Source organism: Leeuwenhoekiella sp. A2, from assembly GCF_047946655.1.
Classification (GTDB): Bacteria; Bacteroidota; Bacteroidia; order Flavobacteriales; family Flavobacteriaceae; genus Leeuwenhoekiella.
Genome location: NZ_CP172311.1, coordinates 3465555 through 3491244, shown reverse-complemented (window position 1 = coordinate 3491244; position 25690 = coordinate 3465555). Strand labels below are relative to the sequence as shown.

Annotated in this window: 23 protein-coding genes and 1 pseudogene; 6 read left to right on the top strand and 18 right to left on the bottom strand. The window is 38.1% G+C overall.

Features of this window, described 5'->3' with window-relative positions; translation table 11 throughout:
* The 10 genes from ACH3PA_RS15370 to ACH3PA_RS15325 all read right to left on the bottom strand — a co-directional run bounded on the left by ACH3PA_RS15370 (position 1) and on the right by ACH3PA_RS15325 (position 9423).
* Complete coding sequence (locus tag ACH3PA_RS15370; protein ID WP_416441917.1) at positions 1-450, bottom strand: hypothetical protein; 450 nt, start codon at positions 448-450, stop codon at positions 1-3.
* Positions 447-716: a protealysin inhibitor emfourin gene (locus ACH3PA_RS15365; protein ID WP_416441915.1), complete on the bottom strand. Its 270-nt coding sequence runs from the start codon at positions 714-716 to the stop codon at positions 447-449. The genes ACH3PA_RS15370 and ACH3PA_RS15365 overlap by 4 nt, the downstream gene beginning before the upstream one ends.
* Positions 713-1792, bottom strand: coding sequence for a M4 family metallopeptidase (locus ACH3PA_RS15360; protein ID WP_416441913.1), 1080 nt, complete (start codon positions 1790-1792; stop codon positions 713-715). Before ACH3PA_RS15360 ends, ACH3PA_RS15365 begins: the two co-directional genes overlap by 4 nt.
* A 241-nt stretch (positions 1793-2033) precedes the next feature.
* Positions 2034-3071: an agmatine deiminase family protein gene (locus tag ACH3PA_RS15355; protein ID WP_416441911.1), complete on the bottom strand. Its 1038-nt coding sequence runs from the start codon at positions 3069-3071 to the stop codon at positions 2034-2036.
* A gap of 2 nt (positions 3072-3073) precedes the next feature.
* Entirely contained in the window at positions 3074-3961 is an 888-nt protein-coding gene (locus ACH3PA_RS15350) for a carbon-nitrogen hydrolase (protein WP_416441909.1), read from the bottom strand.
* A 570-nt stretch (positions 3962-4531) separates the two neighbouring features.
* On the bottom strand, positions 4532-4654 hold the full coding sequence (locus tag ACH3PA_RS15345) for a VF530 family DNA-binding protein (RefSeq protein WP_416441907.1): 123 nt from the start codon (positions 4652-4654) through the stop codon (positions 4532-4534).
* Between the two features lie 3 nt (positions 4655-4657).
* Entirely contained in the window at positions 4658-6214 is a 1557-nt protein-coding gene (locus tag ACH3PA_RS15340; protein WP_416441905.1) for an SDR family NAD(P)-dependent oxidoreductase, read from the bottom strand.
* Positions 6215-6244: 30 nt separating this feature from the next.
* Positions 6245-7555: a DEAD/DEAH box helicase gene (locus ACH3PA_RS15335; RefSeq protein ID WP_416441903.1), complete on the bottom strand. Its 1311-nt coding sequence runs from the start codon at positions 7553-7555 to the stop codon at positions 6245-6247.
* Positions 7556-7648: 93 nt separating this feature from the next.
* Positions 7649-8623 carry an NAD-dependent epimerase/dehydratase family protein gene (locus tag ACH3PA_RS15330; protein ID WP_416441901.1) on the bottom strand — a complete coding sequence of 325 codons (975 nt, stop codon included), beginning with the start codon at positions 8621-8623 and terminating at the stop codon, positions 7649-7651.
* On the bottom strand, positions 8620-9423 hold the full coding sequence (locus tag ACH3PA_RS15325) for an SDR family NAD(P)-dependent oxidoreductase (protein WP_416441899.1): 804 nt from the start codon (positions 9421-9423) through the stop codon (positions 8620-8622). The genes ACH3PA_RS15330 and ACH3PA_RS15325 overlap by 4 nt, the downstream gene beginning before the upstream one ends.
* A gap of 216 nt (positions 9424-9639) precedes the next feature.
* Here ACH3PA_RS15325 and recQ point away from each other — a divergent pair, with 216 nt between their 5' ends.
* The gene (recQ, locus tag ACH3PA_RS15320; RefSeq protein WP_416441897.1) at positions 9640-11757 is read left to right on the top strand and encodes a DNA helicase RecQ; all 2118 of its coding nucleotides are present in this window, start codon (positions 9640-9642) and stop codon (positions 11755-11757) included.
* 150 nt (positions 11758-11907) lie between these two features.
* Here the strand turns inward: recQ and ACH3PA_RS15315 are convergent, their stop codons facing one another.
* The 4 genes from ACH3PA_RS15315 to ACH3PA_RS15300 form a co-directional block, all read right to left on the bottom strand.
* Entirely contained in the window at positions 11908-12360 is a 453-nt protein-coding gene (locus ACH3PA_RS15315; RefSeq protein ID WP_416441895.1) for a cold-shock protein, read from the bottom strand.
* Positions 12361-12410: 50 nt separating this feature from the next.
* Positions 12411-13529: a DEAD/DEAH box helicase gene (locus ACH3PA_RS15310; protein ID WP_416441893.1), complete on the bottom strand. Its 1119-nt coding sequence runs from the start codon at positions 13527-13529 to the stop codon at positions 12411-12413.
* 170 nt (positions 13530-13699) lie between these two features.
* A complete protein-coding gene (locus ACH3PA_RS15305) occupies positions 13700-15046 on the bottom strand; it encodes a DEAD/DEAH box helicase (protein ID WP_416441891.1) in 1347 nt (448 codons plus the stop codon).
* Between the two features lie 146 nt (positions 15047-15192).
* Positions 15193-16053 carry an NAD(P)-dependent oxidoreductase gene (locus tag ACH3PA_RS15300; protein WP_416441889.1) on the bottom strand — a complete coding sequence of 287 codons (861 nt, stop codon included), beginning with the start codon at positions 16051-16053 and terminating at the stop codon, positions 15193-15195.
* Between the two features lie 283 nt (positions 16054-16336).
* Here ACH3PA_RS15300 and ACH3PA_RS15295 point away from each other — a divergent pair, with 283 nt between their 5' ends.
* The 4 genes from ACH3PA_RS15295 (at position 16337) to ACH3PA_RS15280 (ending at position 19040) form a co-directional block, all read left to right on the top strand.
* Complete coding sequence (locus ACH3PA_RS15295; protein WP_416441887.1) at positions 16337-16900, top strand: hypothetical protein; 564 nt, start codon at positions 16337-16339, stop codon at positions 16898-16900.
* A gap of 8 nt (positions 16901-16908) precedes the next feature.
* Positions 16909-17565, top strand: a complete 657-nt coding sequence (locus tag ACH3PA_RS15290) for a hypothetical protein (protein ID WP_416441885.1) — start codon at positions 16909-16911, stop codon at positions 17563-17565.
* A gap of 5 nt (positions 17566-17570) precedes the next feature.
* Positions 17571-18224 (top strand): hypothetical protein, encoded by a 654-nt coding sequence (locus tag ACH3PA_RS15285; protein WP_416441883.1) that lies wholly within the window; start codon positions 17571-17573, stop codon positions 18222-18224.
* A gap of 87 nt (positions 18225-18311) precedes the next feature.
* Positions 18312-19040 (top strand): SDR family NAD(P)-dependent oxidoreductase, encoded by a 729-nt coding sequence (locus ACH3PA_RS15280; RefSeq protein WP_416441881.1) that lies wholly within the window; start codon positions 18312-18314, stop codon positions 19038-19040.
* A gap of 27 nt (positions 19041-19067) precedes the next feature.
* Here the strand turns inward: ACH3PA_RS15280 and ACH3PA_RS15275 are convergent, their stop codons facing one another.
* The 3 genes from ACH3PA_RS15275 to ACH3PA_RS15265 all read right to left on the bottom strand — a co-directional run bounded on the left by ACH3PA_RS15275 (position 19068) and on the right by ACH3PA_RS15265 (position 23601).
* Positions 19068-20336 carry an MFS transporter gene (locus ACH3PA_RS15275; RefSeq protein WP_416441879.1) on the bottom strand — a complete coding sequence of 423 codons (1269 nt, stop codon included), beginning with the start codon at positions 20334-20336 and terminating at the stop codon, positions 19068-19070.
* Positions 20337-20348: 12 nt separating this feature from the next.
* Positions 20349-22232 (bottom strand): M1 family metallopeptidase, encoded by a 1884-nt coding sequence (locus tag ACH3PA_RS15270; RefSeq protein WP_416448269.1) that lies wholly within the window; start codon positions 22230-22232, stop codon positions 20349-20351.
* Between the two features lie 433 nt (positions 22233-22665).
* Complete coding sequence (locus ACH3PA_RS15265; RefSeq protein WP_416441875.1) at positions 22666-23601, bottom strand: polysaccharide deacetylase family protein; 936 nt, start codon at positions 23599-23601, stop codon at positions 22666-22668.
* 146 nt (positions 23602-23747) lie between these two features.
* Here ACH3PA_RS15265 and ACH3PA_RS15260 point away from each other — a divergent pair, with 146 nt between their 5' ends.
* Positions 23748-24761 (top strand): zinc-binding alcohol dehydrogenase family protein, encoded by a 1014-nt coding sequence (locus tag ACH3PA_RS15260; RefSeq protein ID WP_416441873.1) that lies wholly within the window; start codon positions 23748-23750, stop codon positions 24759-24761.
* Between the two features lie 105 nt (positions 24762-24866).
* Here ACH3PA_RS15260 and ACH3PA_RS15255 read toward each other — a convergent pair.
* Positions 24867-25682, bottom strand: a pseudogene (locus ACH3PA_RS15255) (cation diffusion facilitator family transporter); the annotation flags it as partial.
* Positions 25683-25690 lie beyond the last annotated feature (8 nt).

The window sequence follows — 25690 nt, the reverse complement described above, 5'->3', positions numbered from 1 at the left end:
TTATTTTCTCATCATAAAAAAATCCTGAATTGTAAAGTCTCGTTTTTGCGCTGCTATAATCTCATTCCTATCGTGCCCTTTTGCCCTGGGATTTCCTAATTGTTGAACGGCTCCTTTAAAAAGTCTGGGGAAACCAGCCGAAAAAATAGCCACTGTAAAGAAGTTTAAATTCTCCTGATCTTCAGAAAATATAAAGTAACAATACGCACCAATTGAAAAAACCACGATAGAACTTATCGTGATCACCCAATACGGTCTTGAATTTAATTCTGGGGGTATTTCGCCTTGAGCGATCGTATGGCGTAACTCAAACCAATATATAAACTCCTGCAATACACAGCCGGCGATTGCTGCTATAAAAATGGGCCAATTTAGTGGGAAAATCGAGGCTTGGGCTAGAATAACGGCGGGTATGCAAAAAATAGATAAAGACGAAAAAGAAAGTATCATTTTAGCTTAGAATCAACTTTATTAATAAAAGGAATCATTTTTTCTGTAAGATAAGTTTCATCAATATCTACCTTCTCCTCTACGGTATTATCTTTAAGTATTTTAAAACTATAAATATAAGAATCGCGCATACGCGGATCTTTACCGCTCTCTTTTTGCAATTCTTCAAATGCGTTTTTTTCGGCTGGATTAAGCTCATCAAATTCAATGGTGCAACTCAATTGATTGCCCATAAATCCGCCGCTTTTTTCGCATTTTATGATCATAAACCTACAGTTTCCCAGCCATGCACTACACTTTCATATTCTTTACTTTCCTTACCATATAAAGCTAATGCAATATTTTTAGTTATCGTTACCATGCGGTCAAAATTGCTGTTTGGCGTAAGCTGAAGCATGGCTTCGTACCAAATTTTACCTGCGGTCTCCCAGGCAAAGCCACCAATGGCAATTGCGGTTTCACAAAATGCTTTATTAGGTATTCCAGAATTTATATGTACGCCGCCATTATCTGCGTCACCCGTATATTTTTTTGAAATATGATCAGGTTGAGGATCTGTACCGTTAAGATCTGGATCATTTATATAAGCAGTACCCGGATTTTTCATATCGCGAATTGCCCGTCTTGTAGGTGCAGGAATTATAATATCATTACCCACCAGCCAGTCTGCTTCTTCAACATTTTGATTTTTTACCCATTGTTTTATGAGAGTCCCAAAGACATCTGCAAAATGCTCATTTAAAGCGCCAGGATCATCCTGATAGACCAAACGTGAAGTAAAGTCTACAACGCCGTGAGTTAACTCATGCCCTACCACATCAAGAGATTTTGTAAAACGTTCAAAAACTACCCCGTCGCCATCGCCGTAAGCCATCTGGTTACCGTTCCAGAAAGCGTTATTGTAATTACTTGATAAATGAACTGACGATATGAGCGTTAAGCCACTATCGTTTAAAGAATCGCGATTGAATATTTCTTTGTAAAAATCATAAGTGTATCCTGCATGATCGTAAGCCTCATCTACAGCCGGGTCATTTGTAGGTTCATCACCTTCACTGCGAACGAGTTTTCCCGGCAGTAGATCACGCCTATTCGGTTTATTTTCCATATCATAAACTTCACGGAATTTACCTGCATTATTCAGTAGTAATGAAGACACCATTTCTGGCGCGATTGCTCTCCTTTCAGCACGAATTTCTGAACCTATAACCAGGTTTCTTATTGCCATTTGCCGCACTTTCTCATTAGGTGAGGTTGCCATCATCTCTAGCATATACGGCGGGATGATACAATGTAATGGATTATGATTGCTACAGCCACAGCTCGATATTTTCTCTTTCATAAACTATAATTAAGAATTAAAGACTATTAGAATTAAGCTTTAATACGATTAAATTTAAAGAAAATACTTGACAAAGATCCCAATCTAATTGTAAAGAAAACAATTACTTTTCAGGAATGGATTTAGCAATATTAAACTGTTAATAAGAAGAATAACCATAAAATCACGCGATTTTATGTGGTTATTTCCTGATTTTTCACCGTTTTAAGGTGTTTTATTTATAATAATATTTCGCCGAAAGTTAAGCAGGAATCTGCTGACTCAAACAATGTAGAGTCCCAAAACCCCAGATTAGATCTATGGCGCTCATGCCTATAATTTCCCTTTCGGGGAAACAATCTGCGATGATATTAAGTGCGATGCGATCATTAGGATCGTTAAACGTAGGAACAAGTACACACTTGTTCAAAATTAGAAAATTAGCATAGCTCGCGGGAATTCGAAGTCCGTCAAATTCTAGCTTTTTAGGCATCGGTAATTCGACGATTTTAGGCGATTTTCCGTCTTCCAGGACCGATTTTTTAAGCCTTTTCAGATTATCCTGAAGCGGTTCAAAATTTGGATCCCTTTTATCTTTTTCAACTACGGTAACAATCGTGTCTTCATTTACAAATCGGCAGAGATCATCTATATGCCCGTGCGTATCGTCTCCTTCAATGCCGCAGCCTAACCAAATCACGTTTGTAATTCCAAGAAATTCTTTAAAAACAGCTTCATAATCGGCTTTTGTAAAGCCGGGATTTCGCACCTGAATTTCAGGATCCATCAGGCACTCTTCCGAAGTAAGCAAAGTTCCTTTTCCGTTTGTATCAATCGCTCCGCCTTCCAGAATTACCGGTTTGCCTTTGTATTCAACATGTGTTAGTGGAATTTTTAGAAAGTCAGAAATCTTTGAAGGAACATGTTTATCAAGCTGAAAATTGGTGTATTTCGCCCAACCATTAAAATTGAAATTTAAGGCTTCACGTTTTTCTCCGTTTTTAATAACAATAGGGCCAGAATCACGCATCCAGCTTCTGTTTGTTTTATGAATGATAAACGAAACATGATGCAGGTCTATAAATGCCATTTTCAGCATTTCTGTAACCTTAGCCTTTAGTTTTTCATCTGCTACTACAAGAAAAACCTGCTCTACCGAAGAAACCTTTTTAATGAACTCTATAAATGCCCACTGAATGGCTTCATATTTTCCCGGCCAGTCTTTCCCGTTATGTGGAAAACACAATAAAACACCTTGTTGTTCTTCCCACTCTGCAGGAAATCGCCTGTTGTTGCTCATGCTTAGTCTATTGCACGTTTAGTGATATCACCGTAATGATCTATTCTACGATCTCTGAAAAATGGCCAGTTTTGGCGTACATTTTCCTGTAGGTCAAGATCAACTTCTGCAATTAAAATTTCTTCCTGGTCTTCTGAAGCCTGAGCTAAAATCTCACCTTGTGGCCCGGCGATAAATGAAGAACCCCAGAATTGAATTCCGTTTGTATCTGGCACATATTTTTCAAGACCGATTCTATTCGCCGCAGCGACATAGACGCCATTTGCAACAGCGTGACCTTTCATCACATTCATCCAGGCGCCTTTCTGGTTTACACCATATTGCTCTTTCTCTTGCGGATGCCAGCCTATCGCTGTAGGATAAAATAAAACTTCAGCTCCTTGAATCGCAGTTAAACGCGCCGCTTCAGGATACCATTGATCCCAGCAAATAAGTGTGCCAATTTTTCCTTTTTGTGTAGGAAAGGCTTTAAAACCTAAATCTCCAGGAGTAAAATAGAATTTCTCATAAAAATGAGGATCATCCGGAATGTGCATTTTACGGTACAAACCAGCTTCTGTACCATCTGTATCAATAATATAGGCGCTGTTATGATAGATACCGGCCATTCTCTTCTCAAAGAAAGGTACAATGATCACAACTCCCAGTTCTTTCGCCAGAGCGCTAAAAGCTATAAAAGATGTGCTGTAAAGAGGTTCTGCTAAAGCGAAATTATCTGTGTCCTCACTCTGGCAGAAATAATGACTGCTGTATAATTCTGGTAATAAAATAACTTCTGCTCCCTGTGACGCTGCGTCTCTCACCCACTTTGTACACTTCTTCAAATTGTTTTCTGCAACATCATTCAGGTTAAGTTGGAGAACAGCTATTTTATAATTTTTCTTTGACATGAATAGAATTTAGATTGTAAAAATAAATATTTCGATTCGGAATGTATTTTAATTAGATGCTCTTATGTCTGTTCAAGTGATTTTCGGTAGAAAATTTGTATCGAGAACTGAGATGACTCAACATTTGATTCTCGATACCATTTTACACATTTATAATGTAGAAAATTCACTCGAATTGACAAATTGGTTATTTAATAAGTAAAATTAAAGAACCATTGTCGAAGTTTAAAAACGAACATTACACTAAGAAGTAAATATTTTAAGCATATAATCGCTATCCTAACCTGTTTATCGTCACCCTGTCCCGAAGGCGTTTGGGATCAGAGTCTCACATCTCTGGGTTTCCTGAAAAATATTATGCGGTGCTGAAACAAGTTCAGCATGACGACCTCAAAGATTTTTCTGTAGAAAATTACTTTTTACTAATTAGTGTTCTATTCTCTCTTTTACCGAATTCAACGTCACCCTGAATTTAGTTCAGGGTCGCACATAGTTGGGGTTTCTTGAAAAATATTATGCGATGCTGAAACGAGTTCACCATGACGGAACAAATTCAATTTTCGCGGAAGCTTACTTTTTGGTTTTCAAATACAAACGCTCTACTTTTTCTCTTGCCCAGGGGGTTTTTCGAAGAAAAGTGACAATATCAGCCAATTTTACGCCGTGTAGCGGGTTATTTGCTTGTTCGCTCATCGTTTACCAGTCTATAGGTCTGTAATCTTTTAAGAACTTACCGCTCCAGTGTTTTCCTGTGTTTATTCCGTCAATTAGTGGATCCATAACTCGCGCCGCACCATCTACAATATCAAGCGGTGGCTGAAAATCGTGCAGTTCTATTTTACGTTTTGAAAGTTCGATAGGATCTTCATCTGTCACCCAACCGGTATCAACAGCATTAATGTAAATACCTTCCTTAGCAAGACTTCCTGCAGCGGTATGTGTAAGCATATTAAGCGCAGCTTTTGCCATATTTGTGTGTGGATGGCGATCTTCCTTAAAAAAGCGGTGAAACTTCCCTTCCATCGCAGAAACGTTAATTATATGTTTCTTGCCTGTGTTTTCCTTCTTCATGAGTTCAGCAAGGCGGTTGCACAATACAAATGGCGCAATAGAATTTACCAACTGAACTTCAATCATTTCTGTGGTTTCTATTTCGCCAAGCTTTAAACGCCAACTGTTAGTCTTGCGCAAATCAACCTGCTGTAAATCGGCATCAAGCTGACCTTCGGGAAATACTTCTTTCGCGCTAAGCGAATTATCAAAACTGTATGGGATCTGCGATAATTTGGCTGAAGCTCTGATCCCAATTCCGGGTTCAGGGCCGTGCCAGGTGACAGGAAGAGAATTATTCTTATTATTAGAAGTACCTGTGCTCAGGGATTTTAATTCGGCCAGGCAATTGATATGATCTTGTAAAAGATTTGAAATGTATTTAGGTAATTCATCTAGCGGCATTTCTTCCTTTTCCATCAAATGCTGATAAAAACCGGCCGGCCTGCGCACAGTTTGTGCCGCATTGTTGATGAGAATATCGAGATTTTCATACTTCTGCTCAATGAAATTACAGAACATCTCAACACTGGGAATATGACGCAGATCAAGTCCATGAATATGTAAACGATCTGCCCATTTATGAAAATCTTCCTCTTTTGAAAAACGAATAGCAGAATCTACAGGAAAACGCGTTGTAGCTACCACAGTCGCACCCGCACGTAAAAGCATCAATGTTATGTGATAACCTATTTTTAAACGAGAACCGGTGATAACCGCAACCTGATCTGTAAGATCTGCAGTCTGAAAACGCTTAGCATAATTAAAATCACCACATTCTGTACACATCGTGTCATAGAAATGATGCAACTTGGTAAACATCTCTTTGCACACGTAGCAATTGCGTGGCGATTCAAGCTCAAGTTGTTCTTTACTTGATAAATCGGCTGCGGCGAGAAGTTTAGGAGCTACAAAAACCACATTCTCACGAGCGCTGCGAATGCCAGTTTCCTTACGTGCGTTTTTATCTTTTGCTGCCTGCTTGCGTTTTTGAGCTTTTTTAGCATCTTTTTTCCTACGTGAAAATTCATCACGATGAGGACGGGAAAGCATGCCTGAAGCTTTTAAAAGGGCGGTACGTTTCTCTTTTGAAATTTCAAAAATCTCATCTGTGTTGCTGTTTAGATATTCTAGAACAGCAATACATTTATCTATTTCTTCAGCAGTAATTGCCTTTTCTTCGGCTATTTCTGATTCTTTCATACTTCGTAAATGAATCTTAAAACGGGTATATTATAAAATGTAAATTCTGACTTTCTTTTTCTTTAGTCGGCTGTTATTCAGGTTTTCAACCAGGTCTTCTGCAATTGCCGCAGGAACTGCCACAAATGTGCAATCCTGTTTTAACTCGATAACGCCCAATTGATCTTTTGTTATATTTCCCTGCTTAAAAAAGAGTCCGGCAATATCACCTTTTGAAATTTTATCTTTTCTTCCACCGGAAATAAATAAGGTTTCCCAGTAAGGAGATTTTCTCGTTGATTTTTTAGAAATGTCTGCCACAGGTGGATTTTTAATGAATTCTGGCAGATTTTCTTTTTCGTATTTCAAGATATACGCTGTTCCCTTTGCGTTTACCCGCGCTGTTCTACCATTGCGGTGTGTAAATTCTTCAGCGGAGTAAGGTAACTGATAATGTACGATAAATTTCATTTCAGGAATGTCTATTCCGCGAGCAGCAAGATCTGTCGCCACGATAATTTGATACGTTCCATTTCTGAACTTTATCAAAGCACGCTCCCGATCTTTTTGTTCCATATCACCGTGAAAACAACCGTGATTGATACCGTTTTTATTTAAATATTCACTGACTTCCTGAATGCTATCCTTAAGATTACAAAAGATAATTCCCGGCTGACTGCCAATGTGATCAAGCAGATCAACAAGGGTTTTTAATTTGTTGTGAGAAGGCGAAACAACCGTTTGTAATGTTAGTTTAGAAACAGCATCACCCAAATAATTAATCGTTTTTGGCTTATCTAATCTTACAAATCCCGGTATTGTAACGCCTTGAGTGGCAGATGTAAGAATGCGTTTATCTAGATTAGAAAGTGAAAGAATGATAAATTTCATTTCATCTTTAAAACCAACCTCAAGTGATTTGTCAAACTCATCAAGAACGAGCGTTTTAATAAAATCTGTTGAGAATCGCTCCTGGCGAAAGTGATCTGCAATACGGCCAGGTGTACCAATTAATATAGCCGGAGAATGCTTTAATTCTATTTTATCTTTAGAAACAGCTCTCCCGCCATAGACCGCATTTACCTTATAACCAGAACCCATTTCGCGTATAACCTGCTCAATTTGTATTGCAAGTTCACGTGATGGAACCAAAATAAGCGCTTGTACCTCGTCAATTTCGGGATCGAGATTATCAATCACAGGCAATAAAAAAGCAAGCGTTTTTCCTGTACCTGTGGGCGAAAGTATTATCGTATTTTGAGTGTTTTCAATAGTTGCCAGCGCTTCTTCCTGCATTGGGTTTAACTGATGAATATTCAGTTTACTAAGAATATCCTGCCGGTCTTTTATGTCATTTGCCATTCGGCAAAAGTACACCTATTCCGGCACTTGTATCAATTAAATATTTAGGTAAGAAATTGTGCTTTCGCGAAAGATTTTAAGCATAGGTTTAAATTAGATATTGCCGTTCTCTTTAAACCAATTCACCGCTTTTTGAATACCGAGATCAATTTGTTTAAAATGAATCCCAAGTTCGCGCTCTGCCTTTTTGTTTGAATAGTAGTTTGTGATAGAGAGAATGCGCATATTACTTAGAGAAACAGGAGTCGCTATTCCCATTTTTCGAATCAAATTCCCGGCGAATCCTGCGCTCAGCAGTAAAAATTTTGGGACTTTAACGAGCATGGCTTTCTTTTCAGAAAATTGATTCAGTTTTTTGAAGAACTCCCAATAACTCAGGTTTTCGCCCGATAATAGGTACTTTTCTCCCGATTTTCCTTTCGCGAAAGCGGAAATTATTGCATCTGCTACATCATCGACATTGACGAAATTCTTCCCTCCCGGCGGCACGAAAACAATTCTCTTATTGTAGCCCATTAAAATGATCTTTCCAGAACTGGGTTTAGCATCGTAAGCACCCAACATAAAGGTAGGATTTACGATAACGGAATGAATTTTATCTGCACTAGCCAGAACAATTTCTTCGCCTTCAAGCTTACTTTTGGCATAAAAAGAGCCGATAAATGGCTCTCTTACCCCGATTTCTTCTGTCCCCGGGGAGGTTTTTGTCCCGTGGCCAATGGTATTTGCAGAACTTACATAGATAAATTTTTGAACATTATTTAGAATGGCGGCTTCAACCAGATTTTGCGTACCCAGAACGTTCACCTCATAATACTGCTCATATTTTAAAAGATCTGGAGCAGTTAAAGCTGCAGCGTGAATTATAATATCACAACTCTTTACTGCATTATCAACAGCTTTTTGATCTCGTATGTCACCAGTAATCAAATCAAGTTTAGGATGAGCAGGAAGAACAAATTTATTTGTGTCCCGCAACATACCTACAACTTCATAATCCTGCTCTAATAATTTTTTAATTGTATTAGAAGCGAGAAGACCATTTGTTCCTGTGACGAGAACTTTCATAAATCACGCACTTCATTTTTAGTAAGACTGCTTAAAATTCCCATTTTTACCTGCACCGGTAAAACCTGAAGAAGAAACCAGCCCAAACGGTGTAGCCAATTGAGCATAATTACTTTTTTCTTTTTGAACATACCGCGTATGGTAATTTTTGCAACTTCTTTGGCATGTAAAACCATAATGTTAACCCAGAAACCTTGTTGCTCGATACGTTCTGAAACGTGACCGTTAGTTTTCATAGGTCCGGGATTTACAATGCTAAACGAGATGTTGCGATGCTTAAATTCTTCCTGCATCGCCCTTGTAAAATGATGCACAAATGCTTTAGTTGCAGGATAAACCGTTTTATAGGCAATGGGGCTGTATGCGGCTAAACTTGATACATTGAGCACATAACTGTCGTTTTGCTTAATTAGATTAGGCATAAGTTGCCTTGTAAGCAAAGTGGTTGCTTTTATATTTATTTGTATAATCTTATTAAGGTAGCTGCTGTCTGCATCGAGAAAGTGGTTATTGCCACCAAAACCCGCATTGTTTATAAGCACATAAATCTCAAAATTTGAGTTTACCCAATTTGTAAAGGATTCTATATTACAAGTTTTTGAAAGATCAGTCTCGTAAATAGCTGCATCTATCCCATGGTCTCTAACTTCTTCTGCTACTTTTGAAAGACCTTCATTTGGTAGACTTACAAGAAGCAGATTTATCTTTCTGCGGGCAAGTTCTAATGCAAATTCTTTGCCCAGTCCTTTACTGGCACCGGTTACAACGGCGTATTTTTTGTTAGTTTGGTTGTTTGTCATTTAAGTTGTCGTTGGGCGGGGGAAATTATTTTCAAAGTATGAAAAAACCGAAATTATAAATTACATTCTAATTTACTTTTAAATGTTTCTTAAAGGTGATTTTGAACTTTGGTTTGTTCCTTCAAATTACAGTAAATATAAAAGGACTCACTATTTTATGCTTTTCAGCGAAAGATTTTAATAGAGAATTAGTTCTTTTGCCATAAATATTCCTGCATGCAATCGAGTCCCTATCAAGATAAACTAATACCTACATTAAAGCAGTATTTTGGCTACGATCATTTTCGCGCTCAGCAACAACAGATCATTGAAAATGTGCTGAATAAGCAAGATTCTATAGTTATAATGCCCACAGGTGGTGGTAAATCTATCTGTTTTCAGGTTCCTGCAATTCTATTTCCCGGGATTACTTTAGTTATTTCTCCACTTATCGCTTTGATGAAGGATCAGGTAGATGGTTTGAATGCAAATGGAATTCCTGCTGCATATTATAACAGCAGTCAGTCTGCAGATGAGCAACAGGAAATTTTATCTCAGGTGGCAGAAGGCACACTCAATTTACTTTACGTTGCGCCTGAGAGTCTTAGCGGACTAGGAGTTATTCTCAATGAAACATATATAAGTTGCATTGCTATTGATGAAGCGCACTGTATCTCATCATGGGGGCATGATTTTAGACCTTCATACCAGCAATTGGGATTTTTAAAGAAATCTCTGCCCAACACTCCTATGATTGCACTTACTGCAACGGCAGATAAAGCTACAAGACAGGATATTGCAGACCAACTTAATATACCGCATGCAGAGCAGTTTTTATCTTCTTTTGATCGTAAAAATATAACGCTGGAAGTGCGTCCTGCAGATAAAAAAGCAGACCAGATCATTAAGTTTATCAATAAACGGCCAGATACTTCCGGAATAATTTATTGCCTGAGCAGAAAATCTACTGAGCAGCTTGCAGAACAATTAGCAGAAAATGGTATCCCGGCTACCTCATATCATGCGGGCTTAAGTTTTGACGAGCGTACCAAGGTTCAGGAAGATTTTATTTATGATAAAACACAAGTGGTTTGTGCTACTGTGGCTTTTGGGATGGGAATCGACAAATCTAATGTGCGCTGGGTCGTTCATTACAATATGCCAAAAAACCTGGAAGGTTACTATCAGGAAATAGGTCGAGCAGGTCGTGACGGTTTAAAATCACATGCTTTGCTTTTTCACAGTTATGCTGATGTTTTACAACTGAGGAGATTTACACAGGGCGCAGCAAATGAAGAAGTGCAGATCGCAAAGCTGGATCGCATGAAGCAATTTGCAGAGGCCATTACCTGCCGTAGAAAAATATTGCTGAGTTACTTTGGCGAATTTCTGGCAGAAGATTGCGGTAATTGTGATGTGTGTAAGAATCCGCCGCAATTTTTTGACGGCACTATTATAGCACAAAAAGTACTTTCTACACTAGCGCGCTTACAACAAAATGAAGCTATTGGGACTGTTATCGACATACTTCGCGGAGCTAAAAATTCTAATATTCTTGAAAAAGGGCTTGATAAAATAAGCACTTACGGGATAGGTCATGATATAGCCTGGAAAGACTGGCAGCAATACGTCATCCAACTTATAAATCAGGGTTATTGCGAGATCGCTTTTCACAAAAACAACGAATTACATCTTACGCAGCATGCTAAAGAAGTTCTGTTTAAAGGTAAAAAAGTGAGACTAACTCATCCTGTTGATCTGGCCGCAGTAGTTGCCCAGGCTGAAACCAAAACTAAAAAGCCTAAAACCAATGCGCTGTTTGAAAAACTGCGTGAATTGCGTTCCGCTATTGCGAAAGAAGAAAATATTCCGGCTTATCTTGTTTTTAGTGACGCGACTTTAAAAGAAATTGAGCGTGTACGACCTTTAAGCGAAGATGATTTTCTTGATATTAGTGGTGTGGGTAAACGTAAACTTGAAGTTTATGGTGATCAATTTATAGAAGTGGTTGCCACTTTTATGAAAGAGAAACGTGAGAAGGCCAGCAAAAAAAACAACACGTACAAGGTCACATATGAACTGGTAAAAGAAGGAATGAGCGTGGCTGAAATTTCGCGAAAGCGGAATGTAAAAGACACAACTATCTATTCTCATCTGGCTAAATTATACAGTGAGGGTAAAGATATTGATCTCTATAAATATGTTTCTCAGGTAGAAGTAGATGCCATAGCGCGAGCTAAAAAGGATTTAGATAACCCAACTGCTTTGCGCCCTTATTATGAGCATTTTAATGAGAAGATTGATTATTACAAAATAAGACTGGCTCTAAGTATTTTAGAGAACAGAGAATCTTGAGAAATTTAAATCCAAACTGGGGAAAGCACTAATCCCCACGGATTTAATATTTTAAAAATGACATTTTACTGTCTTATAACTGGATAACGGTATAAAAACCGCGCTGATTTTTAAGTGCTTAAACCGATTTTTTAGGTGTACAGGAGGTTTTTAGATCTTCTTTACACGTACGGCATTCATGCCCTTCATTCCTCTTTCAAGCTCAAAAGTAACTTTGTCGTTCTCCTGAATCTCATCAATAAGACCACTCACGTGTACAAAATGTTTTTCCTGAGTTCTGCTGTCAAGAATAAAACCGAATCCTTTTGAAGTGTCAAAGAAAGAAACTTTACCTTCTTTTGCAGGAAGTTCTTCTTCTTCAATATCCTCTTTTTTAGGAATTCCTAAAATGATATCGTCTGGATCAATCTCAATGCGATTTGCTGGATCTGGCGGAGTATCAGTTAAGTTACCATACTCATCAACATATGCGATCATATCTTCAAAAGCTCCACCTTTAGCGTTTGCTTTACGTTCTACTTTCTTCTTCTGCTTGTCTTCTCTCTTCTTTAATCTCTTCTTTTCTTTTTCTTTTTTACCATAGGTTTCTTGCGATCTAGCCATAAATTTTTAAAGTTTTAGTTTTATATGTGTGTATTATTCTATTAATATAATTAAATTATTGCTTCTTTAAAATGAATTCCTAATTCTTTTTGAATTTCATAAACGTGCTGTAATTCACTAGGTAAGATCAACGCTATAGATTCACCGGTTTTACCTGCTCTTGCAGTTCTTCCGCTTCTATGCGTATAATATTCCATTTGTTCGGGGAGTTGATGGTGAATGACAAAAGCAAGATTGCTTACATCAATACCACGCGCGGAAACATCTGTAGAAATAAGTATTTGTAAAGATTTATTCTTAAAAGCGCGCATTACTTTGTCACGCTCTTTTTGCTGCATATCACCTTCTAACGCACCTACAGAAAATCCTTCTTCTTTAAGTGCTTCAGTAAGACTTTGTGTGCCTGCTTTAGTTCTGCAAAAAATTATACCCCGCTCAGCTTCTTTCCCTTCTAATAGTCGTACTAAAACATCAAACTTACTTTTTATGGAAGTTTTTATGAAGTGATGCGTAATATTTGCATTTACTAATGAGTTCTTATTCACCTCTACGCGTGGCGCATTAGGTGACATATACTGTTTTACGATCTGCTTGATCTCATCTGGCATGGTAGCCGAAAAAAGCCAGGTATTTCTCTTACCACCGGTAAATGAAAGTATTTTAGTCAGGTCTTGTTTAAAACCCATACTCAACATTTCATCTGCCTCGTCCAGAACAAGCGTTCTAATATGTGAAAGATCTACTTTTTTACGATTGATTAAATCTATTAATCTACCGGGAGTAGCCACAATAATATGAGTTGTACGGCTAAGGTTGTGTATTTGCTTGTCTATTTTCTCACCACCATAAACGCCCTCTGCAAAGATTTTCTCTTCGGCATATTTAGTAAAGCGAAAAAGTTGTTTTTGTATTTGTTGTACAAGTTCACGTGTAGGCGACAATACCAGAGCCTGTATAACAGGAAAAGATGGATCAATATCATGCAATACCGGTAAACCGTAAGCCGCTGTTTTACCTGTACCTGTTTGAGCTAAGCCTATAAAATCTGTTCTTTTATGAAGTAATTGTGGTATGGCTCGTTCCTGAATTTGAGTAGGAGTATTTATATTAAGTTCTTTTAAAGCCTTTATATATTCCTTTTTTATTCCTAACTCTGAAAATGATGCCATATTACGCGTGTGAGCGTGCAAAGATACGTTTATTTAGGCTGTCTTTTACATAGAGCCGTTAGTAGTTTTAAACAGCTTTTATTTTGATGTATAAACCACCGAAAATGTATCTAAAATCGGGTAAAACAGGTGGTTTTTCGCTACAAAACAACGCTTTATCAAAAATATGGTTACTTCTTATTACGCCTGTTATAATTTTTGTCACCGCGTGTTTTAGGTTTTTTGTATTTTTTTGCGATCTCTCTGCGGTAAGAACCACCCTGATTTGTTTTTTGGTTCTTTTCCTTTTTTTCGTGAAAACTAGCTCCGGGAGCATCAACCATTTTTGTAGGATTGTTTATCTCTACAACCTCTGGCTCTTCTTCTGGTGTTAGTTTTTTAGATATTTCAACTTCCGTTGGAAAATCGTGCTGCGGTATCTTATAATCCATCAAAGCTTCAATAGCTTCTTTAGCCTCTGTTTCTTTTTCGGTGTAAAACAAAAGAGATTTTCCCTGCTCCTGCGCCCTACCCGTTCTACCTATGCGGTGCATGTAATTTTCAGGGAAATTAGGCGTGTCAAAATTGATAACGTGGGTGATCTTGTCAAGATCCAGACCACGAGCCATAACATCTGTGGTCACAAGTACACGATTATTTCCCGCGTTAAACTCATTGATGGCGTTGATCCTGAAATTCTGGGTTTTATTAGAATGAATCACGCCTACCTGCGTATTATATTCTTCTTCTAAAACTTTATAAAGACGGTCTGCGCTTTTTTTGTTTGAAACGAAAACCAAAACCTTTGTGTATTCGGTTTTATCTTTAAGCAAGTGAATTAGCAGGTTTGCTTTAGTGTAAAAGTTTTCTACTGCATAACTGCTTTGCTCAATATTATCGAGTGGAGTACCGCTCACAGCTACAGCAATACGCTCTGGGGCTGTGAAAAATTCATCCATCAACGCATCTACTTCATCTGTCATCGTTGCCGAAAACATGATATTTTGTCTGCGCTGCGGAAGCAGATCAAAAATATTTACCAACTGAAACCTAAAACCTAGATCGAGCATTACATCAACTTCATCAATAACCAATTTTTTAATTGATTTTAACTGAAGTGTTCTGCTTACTGCCAGATCATATAATCGGCCGGGAGTGGCAACAATTATATCCTGTCCCTGAGCTACAGCCTGCTTTTGTACATTTATATTTGTACCGCCATAAACTCCTAATACCCTGACCGAGTTATATTTCGCGAAAAGCTCAATTTGCTCTACCACCTGTAAAACCAGTTCACGTGTAGGCACCACAATTAAAACTCTGGGATTCTCCTGTTTTGAAAATTTCAAGTCCTGTAGAATGGGCAACATATAAGCAAAAGTCTTACCTGTACCGGTTTGCGCAATACCCACAACATCACGCCCAGACATGATTACAGAGAAAGCGTCACTTTGTATAGGTGTAGGTTGTTTAAAACCAAGATCTTCTATCGCATATTTTAACTGCTTAGAGATGTTGAAATTTTCAAAAGAATCCATCAAAAAATTTTTGCCAAAGGTAAGCTATCCTTTTTTAGCAGAAATCTTTAAAATAATGATGCTATTATGGTCGATTTTAATAATAAAAAACCCGCTTTTTAAGCCTAAAAAGCGGGTAATTCTCTGTGAAAATCGGCTGAATCTATCTAGCTATTTAAGAAATCAAAAACAGCTGTAAAATCTACTTCCTCTTTGTTTTTATTTTTCGCCAAAGCGTAAACCTCTTTAGCGGTATTTGTTAAAGGCGCAGGTTTACTGTGTTCATAAGCGGTATCTGTAAAAAGCTGAAGATCTTTTTGTAAATGCTGAATTGGGAAATTAGGTTCATAATTACCATCTTCTATTCGAGATCTAAAAGCAGTTAAGATAGGTGCAGAAACGGGGCTGCTCAATAGCACATCAATGGCAATCTTTTTATCAATACCCATCGCCAGACCCAGCGACAAACTTTCTGAAAACGCCAACACACTCTGCCCAAGCATCTGATTGATCATAATTTTCATAGCAGCACCTTTTCCCGCGGGACCTATATGTAATGTTTTTTTACCCATAAGATCAAGTAACGGCTGCACTTCTTCAAGTATATCGGGCTCACCTCCTACTAAAAATATAAGCTCTGCTTTAGCTGCAGGCACTTTAGAACCAGAGACCGGCGCATCCAGAAAATGAATATTCTTCTCTTTTGCTTTCTCTGCCATTTTCATGGAAAAAGAAGGATTTACAGTGCTGGAATCTATCCAGATCGCGCCTTCCCGCATAGCATCTAAAAATCCATTGTCACCTAATGCTACTTTTTCTACAACGTCTGGCTTTTCTAGCATTGTAATTAGAACATCTGCACCATTTACAGCTCCTGCGGGAGTTTCTGCCCAGAGTGCTCCTGCACTTAAAAGTTGTTCTGCCTTTTCTTTTGTTCGGTTATGCACTGTAATCTCATGGCCACCTTTAATGAGGTTTTCTGCCATACGGCTACCCATAATTCCCAATCCTATAAATGCTATTTTCATATTACTCTATTTCATTTTTTTAAAGAAGTGAAAAGTTAAGACTATAAGATTTAATCGCGTCTTAATAATATCTTAGAAATTCTAAATTGGTAATTATTCTCTCAACGCGGGTTAGAAAGCGCTTTTTATTACAATCACACACCCTAAATATCGACGAAATAACATTTTAAGTAGTTGAATGGTTATTTTCTTAGAAAATTTTATATATTTTTGTAATCCCAAGTTGTAATAAATGATTATCAAAGCGATAAGACATCTGTTTTTAAACGCATGCCTGCTATGTATGACACATACTCTAGTGGCGCAGGTGGGTATTGGTACTGAGACGCCGCGTACTAAGCTTGAAGTTGCCGGTGATATGAAGATAGTAGCAGATATTGCTATTGGCACGATTAATAAAATCACAGACGACGATAGCTCTACTTTCCTTATTCAGGATGATACAGATAAAATAAAAGCGCTTGATGTTAGTCACCCTACAGGCGCCGCTTTAGGTTACATTCAGGAATATATTATTAGAAATCCCAATGAAGACTGGATACTTAATTTTGATACGGGAGTTAATGCCAATAATTTCGTTTTAAATACAATTTCGGCGTACTATGACCGTGAATTAGATATTGGGTCAGAATCTTCTATTCCTTATACTTCGGCATACATTAGTGGTGGCACATGGCACATTATTGCCGATTTCCCGTCAGCTAACAACTTAAACGGCAATGAAATTGGTACCTGGACCATCACCACCTTAATTTACTCTCAGGATCTTTCAAAGCAATTTGGCAGTATCGTGATACCTATGGCTGGTGGAACAACCGGAACCGCTACAAATCCTGTAATTAATTAGCGCTGATTATGAGGAAAATTCTACTACTTATCTCCTTTATCTATTCGTGTTACACTTTCGCGCAAGTGGGAATAGGAACACAAAACCCCCAAGCCAGTTTAGACGTAAATGGTTCTATGCTTGTACAAGGTACTTTTGAGGTTGGTACATTACCGGTAGTAACAAATACAGATCAGGATTTTAAATTGCTTACACGATTAACCACTCCTACTGCTGTGCTTGAAGGAGAAATCACTGTTCTAGATGTTGACAATCTTACAGTTGCCCCAATAAACGTTATAAACTATTCATTTACCAATTTGCAGAGTGATAATTTAACCGATGTAGATTTGCAATACAGTTCATCAGATTATATTGTAGGTCTTTCAAATTTCCAATACATAGGCGACCCTGTAAGTAAACAAACAGGAACAAATTCTAACTCAATCGGAACATTTGTTATGCGCACCTATGAAGCCCCTTCAACCATAGACCCTTCAATAAATACCTGGCACCTTGAGATACGCAACAGATTTTTAGATACAGAATTAAGTGGTAGTGTGAGCTACAAGGTTACGTTTATTATATATGATAAATCTTTCTTTAAAAAACTAGATACAATCACAACAGATCTTAATGGTAAGAATACAGGCACGGCTTCATCTATACCAGATCTTGCAAATTAATAAGTATGATTCGTATAATTTTATTTCTTTGCTTTTTCGCTTTAGCTTCATCTCTTACATGTTTTGCACAAGTAGGTATAAATACGATTACCCCAGATCAAGATGTTCTCCTTGATGTTAATGGAAATGTAAAACTTAATGACAAGTTATTCTTAGAGGCGCCAGGAGATTATACTAATATTAGAGGATCTAAACTACTTATACAAAAGACCAATTCAGAAATTATCCAATACAATATTGATCAAAGTAAATACGGTCCCATAAATTATGCTCAGTTTATATTCAGTAATACATCTCCCAATGGAATACAGGATTACAATACGCAAATCTCTACTACAGATTATTTGGTAACCGTACAGGGATTTTATTTCTTAGAAAACGGAACTAATAACACCAACGTGCTCGCCTCAAGTGCTGCCGGTAATAATTATGTAGAAGGATTTCAAGTTTATGCCTATGCTGGTACAAATACATGGTATATAAGAGCTTTTATAAACAATGCTACGTTTAGCAAAAGTGGTGGAACCGACATAAATGTAGATCTGTACTTAAATCTTATAATTTTCAGAAACGGGTTGATTTCTAAATCGCAAAGCGATGTATCTGTAGATATGGGTGGCAATACTACAATAACCGTTCCTACTCCCGCCGGTTTTTAATCTTAATATCCTGCTAAACTAGCTTTTTTGCTTCCTCCTTTTTATATCTGTTCGTAATTTCAGGTCTGAATAGTACAATTTAATTTTATGGAAGCTTTTAAAAACAAAATTGCACTCGTTACAGGCGGAAGCCGTGGGATAGGAAAATCTATTGCTTTATATCTGGCAAAAGCCGGAGCCAAAGTAGCTATTAACTATTATAGATCTCAAAAGGAAACCGATGCACTCGTAGGCGAAATAAACCATAATGCCGGTAACGCTATTGCAGTTCAGGCGAATGTCTCAGAGCCGGAAGAGGTAACCAGGATGCTAAGGGAAATAAATGATAAATGGGGAAATGTAGAAATACTAGTCAATAATGCAGGTATTGCCATTCCTCAAAAAATAGAAGATGCTACACTTGAAGATTTTGATCACACTATAAAGACAAATTTACGTTCTACATTCTTGGTTACTCAAGCGGTTCTACCAGTTATGCGAAAGAATAAATGGGGTCGCATTCTAATGATTTCTTCCGTAGCCGCACAAACCGGCGGAAAAGTTGGGATACATTATGCAGCCTCAAAAGCAGGTCAATTAGGCCTTATGCATCATTACGCAACTAATCTGGCAGCAGAAGGTATCACAGTTAACGCTATTGCCCCTGCTCTAATAAAAACCGATATGCTCGACCAATTTAACCCAAATCCAGACATCATGCCTGTGAAGCGATTTGGTACGGTAGATGAAGTCGCAGATATGGCTCTAAGCATTTTACGCAACGGCTACATTACTAATCAGACATTTAATGTTGATGGTGGTATGTATCCCAGATAGTTAAACTTGGTTTTAAGTCGACGTGATTTATTCCAATTTCTCGTTCTCTTCCATATCCTTTCTTAGATCGAGCTTTCTGAATTTAGGCGAAACTACACCTGTAATAAGAACCGTAATTAAAGTCATGCAACCGCCAAATACCACAGCTGTTACCGTTCCCATTAATTTCGCTGTAAGTCCGCTCTCAAAAGCCCCCAATTCGTTAGAACTGCCCACGAACATAGAATTGACCGATGCTACCCTACCCCGCATATGGTCTGGAGTTTTAAGCTGAAGAATGGTTTGTCTAATGATCATAGAGATTCCGTCTGTCATTCCGCTAAAGAATAATGCCATTACCGAAATCCAAAAGACTGATGAAAGTCCGAAAACAATCATACAAATCCCAAATCCAAAAACGGCAGCCAGTAATTTCATTCCGGCATTTTTATTTAAGGGAAAATAAGCTGAAGTAAACATAGTAATTATAGCTCCTACTGCCGGAGCAGCACGTAAAACGCCAAAACCCTGAGGGCCAACTTCTAAAATATCCTGCGCATATATAGGAAGCAGCGCGACTGCACCACCAAAGAGCACAGCGATCATATCGAGTGTAATGGCACCCAGAATTACTCTGGTTCCAAAAACATATTTTATGCCTTCACGGAGACTTTTGAATACATTTTCACCGATTTTCGGGTTTAAGATCGGTTTTTTAGGTATCTGCAGCAATGTTATCAATGCAATTAGGGAACAGGCGAAAATGAGGCACATAGACCAGTGTACACCTATCCAGTGAATTAAAATACCGCCAATAGCAGGACCTACCACAGAACCCATTTGCCATACTGAACTGCTCCACGTCGCCGCATTAGGATATACTTTTTTAGGAACAATAAGTGAAAAAAGCGAGAAGATCGTGGGACCTAAAAATGCACGTACAATCCCTCCTAAAAATACCAGGAAATAAATAGAATAAAGAACAACATGTGTAGAAATATCGCCTACAACTCTGGGCCACGTAAGTAAGAATAGGCCAAAACTAATCACGGAAAATCCCAGAATGCATTTCATGAGCAATCCGCGTTTTTCTTTTTGATCTACAATATGACCTGCGAAAAGCGCCAGAGAAACCGCCGGAATTACTTCCATTAAACCTATTATTCCCAGAGAAAGTGGATCTTTTGTAATGCTATACACTTCCCACTCAATAACCACAAACTGCATGCTCCATGCAAAAACCATTGCAAAGCGAACACCTAAAAATATATTGAATTCTCTAAACCGAAGTGCCGCGTACGGGTCGTTCTTACTCATCAAAAAATCAGTTTATTTTGACGCTTTTTCTGCCGTCCAGGTATTATTTGAAGTATCTGCATCCATAAATATTCCTCCATTTATAGAAAAAGACGTTGCGCCTTTAAATTCTTTCGCTTTAAGCGTTGCGATTTTTAGGTTATTTTGCCAGATTTTTGGGATTTCATGAACGGTTTTTATCTCTCCGGAAGCTGTTGTGAAAGTGATATCAAAAGGTGCCGGCATTCCGCCAAGGTTTTTAATTTCTACAGTTCCTTTTTTCGCATCAATATTTGAGATTGCCATATCTATATAATTATGACTGAAATACCAACTGTCCCAAAACCAGTTCAGATTTTCACCGGTAATGTCATTAAACGAGTAAAAGAAATCCCATGGTGTAGGGTGCTTCCCGTTCCACCGATCCATATAGCCTTGTAAAGCCTTTTCAAAGAGATCATCTCCTAATAAATCTTTCACCGCCAGGTAACCAAGAGCGGCTTTCCCATATTCATTATTGCCCAAACCAGCGCCACTTAAAATATTAGATGGAGTGATTATTGGGAGATCTTCTTCCATAGATTTATCGTTGATCCAGCGATTGACGCGAAAGCGTTGAAAGTTTCTTATGGCTGTTTCTTCACCCAGATCTGAAATGCTTATCAAGTGCTCAAGCGCTGTCGCCCAGCCCTCATCCATAAAACCAAAGCGCGTTTCATTAATTCCCATGTAAAACGGAAAATAAGTATGCGCAATCTCATGTTCTGCAACAAAACGAGAGAAATCCAGATTAGGCGTAGAATTGTCATTGACCATCATGGGATATTCCATATCTGCAAAACCACGCACAATGGTAGATTTTGAAAAGGGATAAGGAACTCCGGGCGTATTGTTTGAAAACCAGTTTAAAGCGTGTTTGCCAAATTCTACCATGTGATGAAAATCTTCAGATTGATCCCCATAAGCGGCTTGCACGCTTGCTCTTCGGTTTGTGGTAGAATCTACAACAACGCTTCCTGCATCCCAGTTGTAATGATCGCTAAGCGCTAAAGCGAAATCGGTTATGTTAGAAGCTTTCCATCGCCAGGTATTTGTTTCGCCCTGAGCGGTAATCTGTTTTTTCTCAAGATCTTCAGGAGTAGCAATGTTGAAAATGGAATCGCTTTCCATTGATTTTTTCAGCAGATCTGCATATGGTTTTTGCAGTACTTCATCTGTATTTTGCAGATCCCCGGTTGCCCAGACAATATAATTTTTAGGAACTGTAACCGCTACCGTATAGTCATTAAAATCATTGTAAAACTCCTGCGAACCGGTAAAAGTCATGCGATCCCAACCTTCATAATCGTCATAAACAGCCACACGTGGATAAAAATAAGCCAAGAAATACGTGGTAGAATCAATCGCTCCTTCCCTCCCGCTTTCTATAGAAACATCGTAATGCCAGTCAATTGCAAGATCAATACTTGCACCGGGCATCAATGGTTTTGCAAGTCTAATCGTGCGGTTTGTCTCATCGTGATCGTCTATCCATTCACGCTCCACTCCGTTTTCCATGTATTTATCTATAGAAACTCCAGAAGTGAGAAAATCGTTATTAGCAGTTCCCTGTCTTGCAGCGCCGGGTTTGTGACCGTTTAAAATGAGTTTGTAACTCAATACGTTTAAAGTATCGGGACTGTTATTTTTGTATGTGATTGTCTCGCTTCCTGTGACTTTTCTGTCTGGCGGAGAAACGTTTACATTTATATCATAAACGCCGTGGTTTTGCCAATAATTGGCGCCGGGTTTCCCATCTTTAGAACGGGTGTTGTTTTGGTAAGCCTGTTTAATATCTCTGGGAATATAAAGATCCTGAGAGTATGAGAAAGCAGTAAGTAAAAAGCAGAAAGTAAGCAGTAGATTCTTATGCAGCATGAATGCAGTATTATTTGAAATGTCAATCAAAGTTAGGTCTTAATACTTGAAAAAAATGCTAAAAAACTTTAGAAATAATCAGAAAATATTCAACCGATTTTAAGTGTTTTTCGGGAGATTTTTAGCCTAAAAAGGCAGGTTTTTGAATGAGTAGCTTTCGCGAAAGCGGATATTGATGAGATACTCGTCATGCTGAACTTGTTTCAGCATCGCATCCTGATTTTTCTATACAGTGATATGACCCTGAAATGAATTCAGGGTGACGCTTCAAAAAAGATTGAAAAAGATTGGTCTAACTTTAAGCAGCTAAATGAAGTTTTTAAATAAACAGCTTTCGCGAAAGCGCAACCGAAAAATAATAATTCAAGGTTATTCGTCCTGCTGAACTTGTTCCGATAGCTATCGGAACAGCATCGCATCTTGCGCTGAAATTCTACTCTGCTCTTACGATCTTATCGCGAACTTCTTTCCAGGTGATGAGTTTAATGTTATTTTCTTCAAGAAGGGTTTTGCATTTTTCGCTGGTGAAAAAATCATAATCTGCCTGCCGCCAAGCCGATCCCCAATAAGGATGATCTACCGTTACGGCTTGCATCTCATCATTATCCTGAGCCACGTGAATGATTAGGCATGAGAGTCCGGGAGCTATTTTACCCATCAAATCAGTATAAAAATCGGCCATTCCGTTGTCAAAATCAGTTGGGCCTGCGCTATATAAATTTTCTACAACCACATCTTTTTTAGAAGGTTGCATTTTATCAAGCACCTCGTTTAAAAACGGAATTTGCTTTGTGAGCAAAACAGGAACGTTGTTAGCTCTTCCGGCCTTGATATAAGCTTCCAGATATGCAGGCGTATTCATGACTCCGCCCATATGCGCATCCAGATGCGTGACGTCTATCCCGGCTTTGTAGGCTGTTTTGATTTGGTTATTAATTTCAATCTCTACCTCTTTCGCGGAAGCATTTTGCACGACACTATCTACAGCACTGTAAAAATATCCGTTCTTGTTGAGCAGTCCAGTAACCGAGTCTTTAGAAGAAATCGGTCCCCATTTATAATTTTCCCACTCGCTGGTAATAGTGAGGTGTAGGCCAAAATCAAGATTGGAATTGTTAGTTTTAGCATATTTCACAACTTCTGTAAACCAGGGTGTAGGCACCATAATACTGGCCGAAGTGACAGAACCATACTCTAATGCATCAAAAGACGCTACGTTTTCAGAATGACTAACGCCCAGATCATCAGCATGAACTATGAGCAATTTACTGTCTTTAGGATAACCTAATTGCTCAGCAATAGATTCACCTTGCGCATTTAGATTGCAAACAATTAGAAAAACGAGAAGAAAACAGCTGATTTTATGCATACTAAGTTAATTTTATTAAAGATATCAAAATTAAAGAATAAGCTGATAATAAAAATCGATAATGCCTTTTGTAATATTCGATTGCTTTTAGGAGGTAAAAAGTGCATTAGATTTTAGCTTTGCTGTATAATTAATACAATACTTATATGAAAGCTGTAGGAATCAAAAAATCATTACCCATAGATCAGGAAGAAAGTTTTATCGTTTTTGAAACTGAAAAACCAACTCCACAAAAACGCGATCTTTTAATAAAAATAAAAGCAGTGGCTGTGAACCCGGTTGATTATAAAGTCCGCCAGGGAAGTGCGAAAGATAAAGTTCTTGAAGAACCAAAAATCTTAGGTTGGGATGCCGTTGGAGTGGTTGAAGCTACTGGTCCTGATGTTGAACTCTTTAAAGAAGGTGACGAAGTTTATTATGCAGGCGATATAACCCGCCCGGGTTGCAATGCAGAATATCAACTCATAGATGAACGCCTTGTGGGGCACAAACCAAAGAATCTTTCTGACGCAGAAGCTGCTGCAATGCCATTGACCGCGCTTACGGCATGGGAATGTATTTTTGACCGACTTGACATAAAAAAAGACGGCGGTGAAGGAAAATCTATCCTTATAATAGGTGGTGCCGGCGGCGTGGGCTCGGTTGCGATACAATTGGCTAAAAAGCTTACCAAATTAGAAGTTGTGACAACAGCTTCGCGAAAGGAGACCGAAGAATGGTGTCTTGATAAAGGTGCAGATGCTGTTGTAAATCATAAGGATCTTATCAATTCGGTAAAAGAAAAAGGCTATAAAGAATTTGATTATATTCTAAATGTAGTTGATACTGAAGCGCATTGGGATGCCACCGCAGAACTTATAAAACCACAGGGTAAATTCTGTACGATCGTTGAAACAAAAGAACCTTTGAATATGAATAAGATCAAGAATAAAAGCGTTTCTTTTCACTGGGAATTGATGTTCACCCGTTCTATGTTTCAAACTGAAGACATGATCGCGCAGCATAAAATCTTGGAAGAGCTGGCTGAACTTCTTGATAACGGAACTATAAAAAGTACACTAAATAAAACTATAAACGGACTAACTCCGGACAGTTTTAAAGAAGCTCACAAACTACAAGAAAGTGGAAAAGCTATAGGTAAAACTGTAATAGTTTTCTAGTTGTTTAAATTAAAAATTACTGCAAAAACCGGACTATTTATCTAAGGCGCAAGTCTCGTTATCTAGTTCGGTTTCTACAGTATAATGCTCAAAATGATAATTTTATAAAACACTCTTAATCTTATTTTTAACTGCGATCAGTTCGTCAAAATGTTGAATGTTTTCAAGTTTCACATGAGCTGTAAAAACATGATGCTCACCTTCCAAAGACCAGATATGCGTATGATGAATAGAATTGACATTTTCAATCTCAACAATTTTCGCTTCTATTTCACTGGCATTTAAATCATCAGGAATCCCCTGAAGAAAAATAAACAGCGTTTCTTTCAATCTTTTGAATACATTGTATAAAATGTACAGTGTTATTAGCAATGATAAAGCAGGATCCAGATAATGAATATCCCAAAACCTAATCACGATTGCAACGATCAAAACTGCAACCCAGCCCAAAACATCTTCTATTAGATGCCAGGAAACCACGCGTTCGTTTAATGATTTCCCGCCGCTAAGTTTCCAGGCAGCATAACCATTTACCGCAACGCCTATTATGGCGAAAATTATCATACCATTGGCATCAGAATGTTGAGGCTCCATCAATCGGCCTACGGCTTCAGTAATTACATAAATTGATCCTGCAATTAGTACTACACTGTTAATTAGTGCTCCTAATAGTGAAAAACGCCTGTAACCGAAGGAAAATTTACTATCTGCTCCTTTTTTTGACTTGTTATCTAAGTACCAGGAAGTACCTAACGAAAGGCTATCGCCCAGGTCATGAATAGCATCTGATAGGATCGCAATACTGTTTACGTAAAATCCGCCTATAATCTCAAGAATGGTAAATGCAAGATTGAGGAAGAAAGCAATCCTGAGATTTTTACCGGATTGATGTTCGTGGTGATGATGGTGATCGTGAGCCATAATAAAAC

Coding starts and splice junctions, on each gene's coding strand:
- ACH3PA_RS15370 (WP_416441917.1), bottom strand. CDS start 450: ATGATACTTTCTTTTTCGTCTTTATCTATTTTTTGCATACCCGCCGTT.
- ACH3PA_RS15365 (WP_416441915.1), bottom strand. CDS start 716: ATGATCATAAAATGCGAAAAAAGCGGCGGATTTATGGGCAATCAATTG.
- ACH3PA_RS15360 (WP_416441913.1), bottom strand. CDS start 1,792: ATGAAAGAGAAAATATCGAGCTGTGGCTGTAGCAATCATAATCCATTA.
- ACH3PA_RS15355 (WP_416441911.1), bottom strand. CDS start 3,071: ATGAGCAACAACAGGCGATTTCCTGCAGAGTGGGAAGAACAACAAGGT.
- ACH3PA_RS15350 (WP_416441909.1), bottom strand. CDS start 3,961: ATGTCAAAGAAAAATTATAAAATAGCTGTTCTCCAACTTAACCTGAAT.
- ACH3PA_RS15345 (WP_416441907.1), bottom strand. CDS start 4,654: ATGAGCGAACAAGCAAATAACCCGCTACACGGCGTAAAATTGGCTGAT.
- ACH3PA_RS15340 (WP_416441905.1), bottom strand. CDS start 6,214: ATGAAAGAATCAGAAATAGCCGAAGAAAAGGCAATTACTGCTGAAGAA.
- ACH3PA_RS15335 (WP_416441903.1), bottom strand. CDS start 7,555: ATGGCAAATGACATAAAAGACCGGCAGGATATTCTTAGTAAACTGAAT.
- ACH3PA_RS15330 (WP_416441901.1), bottom strand. CDS start 8,623: ATGAAAGTTCTCGTCACAGGAACAAATGGTCTTCTCGCTTCTAATACA.
- ACH3PA_RS15325 (WP_416441899.1), bottom strand. CDS start 9,423: ATGACAAACAACCAAACTAACAAAAAATACGCCGTTGTAACCGGTGCC.
- recQ (WP_416441897.1), top strand. CDS start 9,640: ATGCAATCGAGTCCCTATCAAGATAAACTAATACCTACATTAAAGCAG.
- ACH3PA_RS15315 (WP_416441895.1), bottom strand. CDS start 12,360: ATGGCTAGATCGCAAGAAACCTATGGTAAAAAAGAAAAAGAAAAGAAG.
- ACH3PA_RS15310 (WP_416441893.1), bottom strand. CDS start 13,529: ATGGCATCATTTTCAGAGTTAGGAATAAAAAAGGAATATATAAAGGCT.
- ACH3PA_RS15305 (WP_416441891.1), bottom strand. CDS start 15,046: ATGGATTCTTTTGAAAATTTCAACATCTCTAAGCAGTTAAAATATGCG.
- ACH3PA_RS15300 (WP_416441889.1), bottom strand. CDS start 16,053: ATGAAAATAGCATTTATAGGATTGGGAATTATGGGTAGCCGTATGGCA.
- ACH3PA_RS15295 (WP_416441887.1), top strand. CDS start 16,337: ATGACACATACTCTAGTGGCGCAGGTGGGTATTGGTACTGAGACGCCG.
- ACH3PA_RS15290 (WP_416441885.1), top strand. CDS start 16,909: ATGAGGAAAATTCTACTACTTATCTCCTTTATCTATTCGTGTTACACT.
- ACH3PA_RS15285 (WP_416441883.1), top strand. CDS start 17,571: ATGATTCGTATAATTTTATTTCTTTGCTTTTTCGCTTTAGCTTCATCT.
- ACH3PA_RS15280 (WP_416441881.1), top strand. CDS start 18,312: ATGGAAGCTTTTAAAAACAAAATTGCACTCGTTACAGGCGGAAGCCGT.
- ACH3PA_RS15275 (WP_416441879.1), bottom strand. CDS start 20,336: ATGAGTAAGAACGACCCGTACGCGGCACTTCGGTTTAGAGAATTCAAT.
- ACH3PA_RS15270 (WP_416448269.1), bottom strand. CDS start 22,232: ATGCTGCATAAGAATCTACTGCTTACTTTCTGCTTTTTACTTACTGCT.
- ACH3PA_RS15265 (WP_416441875.1), bottom strand. CDS start 23,601: ATGCATAAAATCAGCTGTTTTCTTCTCGTTTTTCTAATTGTTTGCAAT.
- ACH3PA_RS15260 (WP_416441873.1), top strand. CDS start 23,748: ATGAAAGCTGTAGGAATCAAAAAATCATTACCCATAGATCAGGAAGAA.